This window comes from Breznakia blatticola, assembly GCF_004365815.1.
GTDB classification, from domain to species: domain Bacteria; phylum Bacillota_I; class Bacilli_A; order Erysipelotrichales; family Erysipelotrichaceae; genus Breznakia; species Breznakia blatticola.
Genome location: NZ_SODD01000033.1, coordinates 1 through 11,394, shown reverse-complemented (window position 1 = coordinate 11,394; position 11,394 = coordinate 1). Strand labels below are relative to the sequence as shown.

The window sequence follows — 11,394 nt, the reverse complement described above, 5'->3', positions numbered from 1 at the left end:
TTTACTTGTTTGTATACAGAATATTTTTTTCAATTTCTTGATAAATATAGTCACTGACTTCTTGCTTATCTTTGCCTTTGTACATCTCATAAGTAAGTGGTGTACCATAAGTAATCGATAAGTTTCTGTTTTTGTCTTTCTTATCATCAATGCAATACGCATTATTTAAAGTAATTGGGACAATCGTTGCTTTTGCCAGAAAAGCTGGTTGCAATGCACCTGCCTTAAATGGATTCATCTGATCATGGCGTGATCGTGTTCCTTCTGGGAAAATCAATAATCGTTTTCCTTGTTTTAAACGTCTAGCTGCTTCACGTAGCATATAGACATTTCCTTCACGCGTATCTGAATCAAAGTGAATAACACCTAAACATACGGCAATACGACCAAAGATGGGCAATTTCTCATTTTTCTTCTTTGAAATAAAGGCCATTGGATATGGACAACTTGCCACAACAAGTGCAGGGTCCAACGTTCCTTGATGATTGGAAACAAATAGTATTGCGCCTGTTTCAGGAATATTTTCTTTTCCCTCTACTTTTAACGTATAACCAAGTACTTTTAATACACGATTGCTATGTTTTAGAAAACATTGATAAATCTTGTTTTCATCTTTACCTTTTAAGCGAATGGCATCAAACCAAGCAAATGGTAAGAAAGGGATGACTTTAATAATTTGCCAAAGACTCATGTTTTATTCCTCCCAAATTGCATACGCTATTGCAAATGCCTGCTCATGCGCGATGGATATGTGAATGACATACCCATCGACAAGACAAACAGGTTTGCCATTTTCATCGTTGAGAATTTCAATGTTTGTGATGAGTTTCATTTCATTACATGCTTTATAAATCGCTTCTTTCGCGGCGAAACGACCAGCAAGAAATTCAAGTTTTCGTTGTTTATTTTTCAAGGTTTCATAGAGTGTAATCTCTGATGCAGTTAAGATCTTAGCTGCAAAAGCTGCTTGATTTTGCTCTATTCGTGAAATCTCAACGATGTCACAGCCAATTCCTTTAATCATGTTATGCTCCTACAGCACACATGATTTCACCCTTTACTGCTACTTTACCATCTACACTAGCCTCTACATCTGCAAAGTAGATTCCTGCGCGTTGGTTCGTTAATGTAACTTTAAGGGTTAAGACATCTCCAGGAATCACTTGTTGTTTAAAACGAAGTTTATTGATTCCTGCAAAATAACCGATTTTTCCTTTATTTTCTTCTTTTGATAATAAAAGTACACATCCAGTTTGTGCAAGTGCTTCTACAATTAACACACCTGGCATTACATGTTTTTCTGGAAAGTGTCCAAGAAAATGCATTTCATTTGTACTTACACATTTCGTTCCAATAATCGTTTTTCCATCTTCACTAATTTCATCAATACGATCAACTAGATGAAATGGATAACGATGAGGAATAATTTGTTGGATTTCATTTGAATTGTATACCATGTTAGTTCTCCCATTTCTTGAAGATTAAACTGACATTGTGTCCACCAAATCCAAGGGAATTACTCATAGCATATGTCATATCTACATGACGCCCTTCATTTGGTACGATATCTAAGTCACATTCTTCATCTGCTTCTTTATAGTTAATAGTTGCAGGCACAAAGCTATCTTGAATCGCTTTAATTGTGATTAATGCTTCAACTGCTCCACTTGCTCCTAATAGATGTCCTGTATTACTTTTTGTTGATGAAACCATCAGTTTTGATGCATGTGTTGCAAACGCACTTTTAATTGCTGCAGTTTCGGTTTTATCATTCATCGGTGTACTTGTTCCATGTGCATTTACGTATGTAATATCACTTGCTTCAACGTTTGCATCTTGAATGGCATTACGCATCGCTTGTGCACCACCTGAACCATCACCAATCGGAGCGGTAATATGATATGCATCACATGATGAACCATATCCTACGATTTCTCCATAGATTTTAGCATTACGTTTTTTTGCATGTTCCAATTCTTCTAAAACTAAAATCGCTGCTCCTTCTCCCATAACAAATCCACTACGTTCTTTATCAAAAGGAATACTTGCACGTGTTTTGTCTTCACCTGTATGTAACGCGCGCATGCTACTAAATCCAGCGACTGCTAGTGGTGTAATACTTGCTTCGGTACCACCTGCTAACATGACTTCTTGATAGCCATCACGAATCTTATGGAATGCTTCACCGATTGCATTACTTCCTGCAGCACAAGCAGTTACTTGACTACTACAGTGTCCTTTAGCTTGTACATCAATAGCAACACTGCCTGCTGCTAAGTTAACTAGTGCCATCGGAATAAAGTATGGTGAGACACGACTTGGTCCACGATCTTGTAAGTTATCTTCAGCGTTTTCGATTGTTTCAATTCCACCAATCCCCGAAGCAACAATGACTCCAAAACGAGTCGCATCAATTGCTTCGACATTTAATTGTGAATCTTCCATTGCTTGTTTTGCCGCAATGCGTGCAAACTGTGTAAAACGATCATTAAACTTTAAGTCACGTTTTGTGAAGTAAACTTCCATATCTAAATCTTTTACTTCTCCAGCAAGCTTTGCTTTAAAGTCTGTTGTATCAAAATGCGTAATCTTATCAATTCCACATACGCCATCTTTAATTGCTTGCCATGTATCTGGTGCATTATTTCCAACAGGACTTAAAGCACCCATTCCTGTAATTACTACTCTACGTTTCATGTAAACCTCTACATTACCATTCCGCCATCAACGTGAAGAACTTGTCCTGTCACATAACGGCTTTTATCACTTGCTAAAAAGCTAACCATATTTGCTACATCTTCCATCGTTCCAAAATCTTTCATTGGAATATTTGTTAGGATGGCTTGTTTTACATCATCTGTTAATACATCTGTCATTTTTGTACTGATAAATCCAGGTGCAATTGCATTAACTGTAATTCCTCGTGGTGCAACTTCACGTGCAACACTTTTGGTAAGACCGATAATTCCAGCTTTACTTGCTGCATAGTTTGCTTGTCCCACATTTCCAATTAAACCAATAACACTTGCCATCGAAATAATAGATCCACTGCGTTGTTTCATCATCGGTTTCATTACGTGTTTGATACAGTTCCATGTTCCTTTTAAGTTCACATCGATAACTGCATCGAAGTCTTGTTCACTCATTCGAAGCATCAATGTATCTTTGGTAATTCCTGAGTTATTAACTAGCACATCGATTTTTCCAAATACGTTAATCACTTCATCTACCATGTTTTGTACTGCATCGTAGTCAGTCACATCAGTATGAACACATAGTGTTTTTACACCAAATGCTTCACACTGTTTTGCGGTATCTAATGCAGGTGTTTCATCACCAATATAGTTAATGACGATATCATACCCTTCTTTTGCCATATTTAAGGCAATGGCTTGACCAATTCCTTGGCTTGCTCCTGTTATTAATGCAACTTTATTCATTTGCTTTTACCTCTTTTATCATCGCTTCTAAACTTGCTTGATCTTCTACACTATATACGTTTACATCACGTGAAATCTTACGCACAAATCCTTTTAATGTTGATCCTGGTCCAATTTCAATAAAGGTTGTTACACCTTGTGCAATCATGTATTCGATACTTTGTGTAAAATACACACTACTTTGGATTTGTTTTTCAAGAATATCAACTAAATCTGCTTGTTCTTCTTTTCCACTAATGTTATACACCACAGGTAAATTTGGACTACGTAGTTCTGCTTGTTGTAGTACACTACGAAGCTTACTTCCTGCTTCTTTTAATAAACTAGAATGGAAAGCTCCACTCACTTGTAATGGAATGACACGACGTGCTCCTTTTTCAACTAAAGCTTCACTAGCCAGTTCCATTGCTTTGGTTGTACCTGTAATAACGATTTGTCCAGGGCAGTTATAGTTTGCAATTTGACATAACTCACCTTGTTCGTTGATTTCATCACATACTTCTTGAATTAGTGTCGCATCTAAGTTAAGTACAGCTGCCATACCCGTTGTACCTGCAGGTAATGCATTTGCCATCAATTGCCCACGCTTACGGGTAATTGTAGCAGCATCTTGATAACTCATTGCACCTGCATAAGCTAATGCACTATACTCACCTAAGCTCAAACCAGCCACATAATCAGGCGTAATCCCATAACTTGAAATGACACTTGCAATCGCTAAAGAGGTCGTTAGAATCGCGCTCTGTGCGTATGCTGTATCATTCAACATATCAGCAGGTCCTTCAAAACATAATTTCTTTACATCATAATCTAGTTGCATTCCATCATAAACAGATGCAGCCAATGCATACTGATCATATAGTTCTTTACCCATCCCTACTTTTTGGGCACCTTGACCGGCAAATAAGAATCCAATTTTCATATCTATTCCCCCAAAGCTTGTAACGTTTCTCGTTTTAATTCATCAATTAAAGCGTCGACAGTTACAATTTCTTTTACTTTATGTGCATTACTACCAACAAAGACTAATCCATTGTCGATATTACCTTTTACACTTTGAATCAATGCTTCACTTATACAATATGGTGTATCTGAAGGATTACATGGTGTTAAACAATTCAAACAACTACGAATTGCAATATTCCCACGTTCCTTTTGTTTTTGCATAAATGAATTCATAATTCCACGACCTGGAAATCCTGTAGGACTTTGTACAATCTCAATATCACTTTCAGTACAGTCAACAACTGCTTGTTTGAAGTTGCTATGTGCATCGCATTCTTCTGTCGCAATAAAGCGTGTTCCCATCTGGACACCATCTGCACCTAGCTTTAACATACTTGCAATATCATGCCCATCATAAATTCCACCTGCCATAAATACAGGTATTTTACGTTCATATTTCTCTTCGAAGATTTTCAATTCGCTTTTGACTTCGTGATAAATTGTTTCTAGTGACTCACAAGTGTCATTTACTAAATCGTCTTTTTTAAAGCCAAGATGACCACCCGCTTCGCTACCTTCAATCACTACAAAATCAGGAGCGACTTGATGACGTTTATCCCAAATCTTACAAACAAGTTTTGCCGCTTTTCCACTTGAGACGATCGGTGCAAGTAAAATACTTGCATCATCAACCATACTTGGTAAATCCAGTGGCAATCCTGCACCTGAAATAATCGCATCTACTTTTGCCTTAACCGCTGCTTTTACATATTCAACATAGTTTTTACTGGCTGCCATAATATTGACACCAATCAAACCTTTTCCTAAAGCAATATCACGTGCTTTTTTTACTTCATCAATTAGCGCTTGGCAATTGCTTGCAAGATTCTCTGTACGAAAGTTTGGTAAACGATATCCAGGATGTGCTGCACTAATAACACCCATACAGCCATTACTTGCAACTGCTCCAGCAAGATTTCCTAAAGATACTCCAACTCCCATACCACCTTGAATCAAAGGAAACGAGAATGTCTTATCTTTGATTGTTAGTTGTTGCATGATAATTCCTCTTGTTTACTTTGTAAGTTTTCAAGTTGAACTTTACTGTCACAAACAATTCCGTCCAATATTTCCTGAAGACTTTTTTCTTCTTTAATCATTCCAGCGATTTGGCCAATCATTACTGACCCCATTTGCATATCCCCATCAAATACAGCTTTACGAAGTGCACCAAGTGTAAGTTTTTCTAATTCTTCTCGGTCCGCTGCTTCTGCTTCTAATTTTGTATATGTACGTGACATTTTATTTTTTAGGATACGTACGGGTGAGTTCATACTACGACCAGTAACAACTGTATCTGTATCTTTTGCCTTAATGACAGCTTTTTTATAGTTCTCGTGTACTGGACATTCATTAGCAACTAATAAACATGTACCTACTTGAACTCCGACAGCCCCTAGTGCAAGTGCTGCATTAAATCCACGTCCATCAGCAATTCCTCCAGCAGCAATAACTGGAATACTCACTGCATCACAAACTTGCGGAACTAATGACATCGTTGTTTGTTCACCAACGTGTCCACCAGCTTCTCCACCTTCAACAATCAATGCATCTGCTCCAGAGCGTTCCATACGAATTGCTAAAGCAACACTTGGCACAACTGGAAATACTTTTGCCCCACTGGCTTTTAACATTTCCATATACGGTCCTGGGTTACCAGCCCCAGTTGTAATTACTGCAACTTTTTCTTTGGCAATCATTTCCATTAACTCTTTCGTATATGGGTTCATCATCATAACATTGACCCCAAATGGTTTATCAGTTAATGACTTACATGTATGAATTGCATTACGTGCTTCTTCAACATTCATCGCTCCAGTTCCAATAATTCCAAGACCTCCACAGTTACTAACTGCAGCAGCAAATTCTGCTGTAGCAATATTTGCCATCGCTCCTTGAATAATTGGATATTTAATATTTAACATTTTATGTAACATGTTTTTCTCCTTAGAATTCGATCAGACTTGCAGCACATGTAAATCCTGCACCAAAGCCAACCACTACTACTGTTTTACCTTCGCAAACAATTCCTTGTTCGATTGCTTCTGCTAAGGCAATCGGAATACTTCCACCTGAAGTATTTCCATATTTATGTAAATTGGTGAATACTTTAGCATCATCAATTTTCATTCGTTTTGTGACATTATTGATAATCCGTATATTGGCTTGATGTGGAATTAAGACATCTACATCTTCAATACGCATGTTTGCTTTTTCGAGAACAGCTTCTACTGCTTCTTGTAATGCTTTTACCGCAAAACGGAATACTTCGCTCCCATTTTGATACAAGTATCCAATCTCATGATTTCCATTTTTTAGCAAGTCATGGGTTGGTAGACCTGGACAAATAAGTTGTCCTTGCATATCTCCTGTCGCATTTGCATAGTGGAACATTTGTTTATCCGTTTCTTCTTGACTCATAACAACAGCTCCAGCACCATCACCAAATAAAATGCATGTATTACGATCTGTATAATCAACAATTTTACTGTTTAGATCTACACCTACAACAAGTGCACATGTATACTCACTCAACATATAACTTGCAACTTGTAAGGCATATACAAATCCTGTACAAGCTGCACTTAGATCAAATGCCATCATCTTTACATCTTGTAACCCAAGCTTTCCTTGGATGATACACGCAGTTGATGGTGTGATATTGTCTGGCGTCATTGTTGCACAAATTAATAAATCAATATCCTTTGGATCAATTTTGGCATTTTCAATTGCCATCTTTGCAGCTTTCGTTGCTAGATCACTAGTATTTTCATCCGTTGAAATACGACGCTCTTTGATTCCTGTTCTAGAAACAATCCATTCATCATTGGTATCTACAATCGTAGACATTGCATCATTATCAACTGTATGTGCACCTAGTGCATATCCACTTCCAAGTACCTTACGATTCTTCATATGCTTCACTTCCCATTCGACGATATTTTTCATATCGTTTTTCAATTAAATCTTTTGTCTTTAACTTTTGAAGTTGCTTTAATTCATCACGAATATAGATATGCATGCTATTTGCAACTTCTTTTACATCTTTTTGCGCACCACCAAGCGGTTCTTTAATAATCGCATCGATAACTTTTTTACTTAATAAGTCATAAGATGTCAGTTTCATTTGTTTTGCCGCTTCTTTGGCCAGACTTGCATCTTTCCATAAAATTGAGGCAAAGCCTTCAGGTGATAAGATTGAGTACACTGCATTTTCTAGCATTGCCAAACGATCCGCTACACTTAATGCAAGTGCTCCTCCACTTCCACCTTCACCAATTACAATGGAAATAATAGGTACTTCTAAAGTTGAGAACACTTCTAAACATTTTGCGATTGCTTCTGCTTGTCCACGCTCTTCTGCTTCTTTACCAGGAAATGCTCCTGAGGTATCTACTAAATTGATAATTGGACGTTTAAACTTCTCTGCTTGTTTTGCAAGTCGTAACGCTTTTCGATACCCTTCTGGTGAACACATTCCAAAATTTCGTTCCAAATTCTCTTCTGTGTTTTTCCCTTTAGCTTGTGCAAGTACAGTCACCGCTTTTCCTTCAAACGTAGCAAGACCTCCTATAAGGGCTTTATCATCACGTACTCCACGGTCTCCATGCAATTCCATAAAGTCAGGAAACAACAAGGCTATATAGTCTTGTGCTTTTGGACGTTCACTATGTCTAGCTAAATAAACACGGTCCCATGCTTCCAAGTTTTTATATGTTTCTTCTTGAATACGTAAAATCTGCGCATCAATTTCTGCATAATAGCTTGGATCCATATTATCTGCTTTTGCTTTTTCAGCTTCCAATGATTGGATTAAGATTTCACATTCTTTTAAATTCATTATGCGCTACCCTACATGGAATGAAAGTAGTTTATATAAGGTATCCTTTAGATCCTTACGTTCTACAATTGCATCCACAAATCCTTTCTCAAGTAGAAATTCACTACGTTGGAATTCTTTTGGTAATACTTCATTGATTGTTTTCTCTATAACACGTCTACCAGCAAAGCCAATAAGTGCATTTGGTTCTGCTAGAATAATATCGCCTAGCATTGCAAACGATGCACTTACACCACCAGTTGTCGGATTAGTAAGTAAACTAATATATAGTAAACCTGCTTGATTATGACGCGCAATAGCAGCACTTGTTTTTGCCATTTGCATCAATGAATCGATTCCTTCTTGCATACGTGCTCCACCACTTGTACATGAAATAAGTAAGGGTAGTTTTTTCTTAGTTGCTAGTTCAATTGCACGAGTGATTTTCTCACCAACCACACTTCCCATACTACCCATCATAAAATTACTATCCATGATTGCGACAACGAGTTTGATTCCATGAATCTTTCCAGTTCCACATATAACAGCTTCATTTAATCCAGTTGCACGTTTATATTTATCTAGTTTGTCTGCATACCCTTCAAAAGTTGACCCATCACTTGTTAGTAAAGCATCCATTTCACGAAAGCTATCATGATCCAATAATTGACGGATTCTTTCTCTAGCGCTTAACTTTAAGTGATGCGCACAACGTGGACATACATACAAATTCGAAACGAAATCTTCATACGGTAAACTTGCATTACATACTTCACAACTTTTTAAAATATCATCAGGTACTTCTTTTGGTTCCACCTGATGTACTACTTTATTTCGTGAACGATTGAAGATTGATAATCGTTCTTGTCTTTTTTTAAATAAATTCTCCATTTGCTACTAACTCCTTTATGTAGGATTCAGCAAAACCTGTATCGTATTTTCCTTCTACAAATTTTGGTGCATGCAATACTAAATAATGAAATTCAATATTGGTATGCACACCATCAATAATTAATTCACTTAATGCACTACGCATCTTTTTTATACATGCTAAACGCGTTGGTGCAAATGTTATCAACTTTAAAATCATTGAATCGTAGTACGGTGGAATTTCATATCCACAATATACAGCCGAATCGCTTCGCACTCCTTTACCTCCAGGGATGTGTAAGAAATTAATCTTTCCTGGACTTGGTGCAAAATCATGAGCGATATTTTCCGCATTGATACGACACTCTAAGGCATATCCTTGACGAACGATATCTGCTTGTTTGTATTTGAGCACAATACCATCTGCAGAGCGAATTTGTTCCTTGATGATATCTACACCTGTAATCATTTCACTGATTGGGTGTTCAACCTGTACTCTTGTATTCATTTCCATAAAATAAAAATGATTGTTTTTATCTAATAAGAACTCAATGGTTCCTACTGAGTTATAACCCACATACTTTGCTGCGCGTACTGCTGCATCTAACATTTCTTGACGTGTGGTATCATCCAGTATATGACAAGGAGCTTCCTCGATCATTTTCTGATTCCGTCTTTGGAATGAACAATCACGTTCAAACAAGTGAATGACATTTCCATGTTTATCAGCAAGTAGTTGGACTTCAATGTGTTTTGGATTTTCCAAGTATTTTTCCATATATACATCATCATCACCAAAACATGCCATCGCTTCTGCTTTAGCTGCTTTAAAGTTCGCAACATACGTATCTTCATCACGCACGATACGCATACCACGTCCTCCTCCACCACTACTAGCTTTGATAATGACAGGAAATCCCATACTTTTAGCAAGAACTAAACCTTCTTGTGCATCTGCTAGGATTTGTTTGCTTCCAGGAATTACTGGAACGTTTGCTTCCATCATCATTTGACGAGCTTTACTTTTATTCCCCATCTTTTCAATGATTTCTGGATCTGGCCCAACAAAAATTAGACCACAACTTTGTACAAGTCTAGCAAACTTTGGATTTTCACTTAGAAATCCAAATCCTGGATGAATGGCATCACAGCCTGTACTACATGCAGCTTGAATGATGTTATTCATATCTAAATAGGATTCATTCACACGTGGTCCACCAATACAAATGGCTTCATCAGCTAGTTGAGTATGAAGTGCATCCTTATCTGCTGTTGAATATAAGGCAACACTTTGAATTCCCATCTCTTTACACGCACGAATGATGCGAACTGCAATTTCACCACGGTTCGCAATACATAGTTTCTGTATCATATGACACCTAATCGATGATCATTAGCACATCATCAAATTGCACCATATCACCATTGTTTTTAGCAATCCATGCAACGCGTCCTGCTTGTGGTGCTTTAATTTCATTTAGCACTTTCATCGCTTCAATAATACAAAGTGTATCTCCAGCTTTTACTTGACTTCCCACCTCAACAAATGGTGCATCATTCTCTGAAGGTGCTGCATAATATGTACCAACAAGTGGGCTTTTAATATCAGTCCCAGTTACTTGGTTTGTGCTTTCTTCAGTTACACTCGCTACAGGTGCACTCACGCTTACAGGTGCAGGTGTACTTATATACTCCACACTAGCTCCTGGTTTTTCCATTGCGATTTTTATATCATCAACTTCCAATTCCATCTTTGCTAGTGAACTATCTTCAAATAAAGCAATAATAGCTTTGATTTTACTTGTATCCATATCCTATATCTCCTTTAAAAAAAAGCTAAGAAATCTTAGCTTCTACTTATTTCTTTGCGTTAACAATATCGATGATATCTTGAACTGTTTCTAATTTAGCTAGTTCTTCATCTTCGATGCGTACATCGAATTCTGTTTCTAATTCAAGTGCTAATTCAACTGCACTTAGTGAATCGATTCCTAAATCATCTTTTAAGTTTGCTTCAGGCTTTACGTCGTCCGCATCAACGTTAATTGCCTCAACTAATACTCTTTTTACATCTTCTAACATATGTTTATGCCTCCTTTTAAATAAACCTTTGAAACTCAAAGTTGTTTTTATTATACATACTTGGATAGTCAAAGTAAATAGGTTTGGCTTAATTCAACCGATGCGCACCTAACTTAGATTGTTACATGTATGATGATACATTGAAATGTAAGATTACCATATAAAAATAAGGAAGGT

Annotated in this window: 14 protein-coding genes; all 14 read right to left on the bottom strand. The window is 37.2% G+C overall.

Going from position 1 to position 11,394, the window contains the following annotated elements; all coding sequences use genetic code 11:
- Position 1: 1 nt before the first annotated feature.
- Genes EDD63_RS08535 through EDD63_RS08470 form a run of 14 tightly spaced genes read right to left on the bottom strand, consistent with a single transcriptional unit; the run spans position 2 to position 11,217 of the window.
- On the bottom strand, positions 2–691 hold the full coding sequence (locus tag EDD63_RS08535; RefSeq protein WP_134170450.1) for a lysophospholipid acyltransferase family protein: 690 nt from the start codon (positions 689–691) through the stop codon (positions 2–4).
- A gap of 3 nt (positions 692–694) precedes the next feature.
- Entirely contained in the window at positions 695–1,024 is a 330-nt protein-coding gene (acpS, locus tag EDD63_RS08530) for a holo-ACP synthase (protein WP_134170448.1), read from the bottom strand.
- A 1-nt stretch (position 1,025) separates the two neighbouring features.
- Complete coding sequence (gene fabZ / locus EDD63_RS08525; RefSeq protein ID WP_134170446.1) at positions 1,026–1,457, bottom strand: 3-hydroxyacyl-ACP dehydratase FabZ; 432 nt, start codon at positions 1,455–1,457, stop codon at positions 1,026–1,028.
- A gap of 1 nt (position 1,458) precedes the next feature.
- Positions 1,459–2,697, bottom strand: a complete 1,239-nt coding sequence (gene fabF, locus EDD63_RS08520) for a beta-ketoacyl-ACP synthase II (protein WP_134170444.1) — start codon at positions 2,695–2,697, stop codon at positions 1,459–1,461.
- Between the two features lie 8 nt (positions 2,698–2,705).
- On the bottom strand, positions 2,706–3,440 hold the full coding sequence (gene fabG / locus EDD63_RS08515) for a 3-oxoacyl-[acyl-carrier-protein] reductase (protein ID WP_134170443.1): 735 nt from the start codon (positions 3,438–3,440) through the stop codon (positions 2,706–2,708).
- Positions 3,433–4,362, bottom strand: coding sequence for an ACP S-malonyltransferase (gene fabD / locus EDD63_RS08510; protein ID WP_134170441.1), 930 nt, complete (start codon positions 4,360–4,362; stop codon positions 3,433–3,435). The genes fabG and fabD overlap by 8 nt, the downstream gene beginning before the upstream one ends.
- 2 nt (positions 4,363–4,364) lie before the next feature.
- Positions 4,365–5,444 (bottom strand): NAD(P)H-dependent flavin oxidoreductase, encoded by a 1,080-nt coding sequence (locus tag EDD63_RS08505; RefSeq protein WP_134170439.1) that lies wholly within the window; start codon positions 5,442–5,444, stop codon positions 4,365–4,367.
- Positions 5,432–6,382 (bottom strand): nitronate monooxygenase, encoded by a 951-nt coding sequence (locus tag EDD63_RS08500; protein ID WP_134170437.1) that lies wholly within the window; start codon positions 6,380–6,382, stop codon positions 5,432–5,434. The genes EDD63_RS08505 and EDD63_RS08500 overlap by 13 nt, the downstream gene beginning before the upstream one ends.
- A gap of 10 nt (positions 6,383–6,392) precedes the next feature.
- Positions 6,393–7,361 carry a beta-ketoacyl-ACP synthase III gene (locus tag EDD63_RS08495; protein ID WP_134170435.1) on the bottom strand — a complete coding sequence of 323 codons (969 nt, stop codon included), beginning with the start codon at positions 7,359–7,361 and terminating at the stop codon, positions 6,393–6,395.
- Positions 7,348–8,286: an acetyl-CoA carboxylase carboxyltransferase subunit alpha gene (locus EDD63_RS08490; protein ID WP_134170432.1), complete on the bottom strand. Its 939-nt coding sequence runs from the start codon at positions 8,284–8,286 to the stop codon at positions 7,348–7,350. Before EDD63_RS08490 ends, EDD63_RS08495 begins: the two co-directional genes overlap by 14 nt.
- A 6-nt stretch (positions 8,287–8,292) precedes the next feature.
- Positions 8,293–9,156 carry an acetyl-CoA carboxylase, carboxyltransferase subunit beta gene (gene accD, locus EDD63_RS08485; protein WP_134170430.1) on the bottom strand — a complete coding sequence of 288 codons (864 nt, stop codon included), beginning with the start codon at positions 9,154–9,156 and terminating at the stop codon, positions 8,293–8,295.
- Positions 9,140–10,507 carry an acetyl-CoA carboxylase biotin carboxylase subunit gene (accC, locus tag EDD63_RS08480; protein ID WP_134170428.1) on the bottom strand — a complete coding sequence of 456 codons (1,368 nt, stop codon included), beginning with the start codon at positions 10,505–10,507 and terminating at the stop codon, positions 9,140–9,142. The genes accD and accC overlap by 17 nt, the downstream gene beginning before the upstream one ends.
- A gap of 7 nt (positions 10,508–10,514) precedes the next feature.
- Positions 10,515–10,946, bottom strand: coding sequence for an acetyl-CoA carboxylase biotin carboxyl carrier protein (locus EDD63_RS08475; protein WP_134170426.1), 432 nt, complete (start codon positions 10,944–10,946; stop codon positions 10,515–10,517).
- Between the two features lie 46 nt (positions 10,947–10,992).
- Positions 10,993–11,217: an acyl carrier protein gene (locus tag EDD63_RS08470; RefSeq protein WP_134170424.1), complete on the bottom strand. Its 225-nt coding sequence runs from the start codon at positions 11,215–11,217 to the stop codon at positions 10,993–10,995.
- Positions 11,218–11,394: the final 177 nt, after the last annotated feature.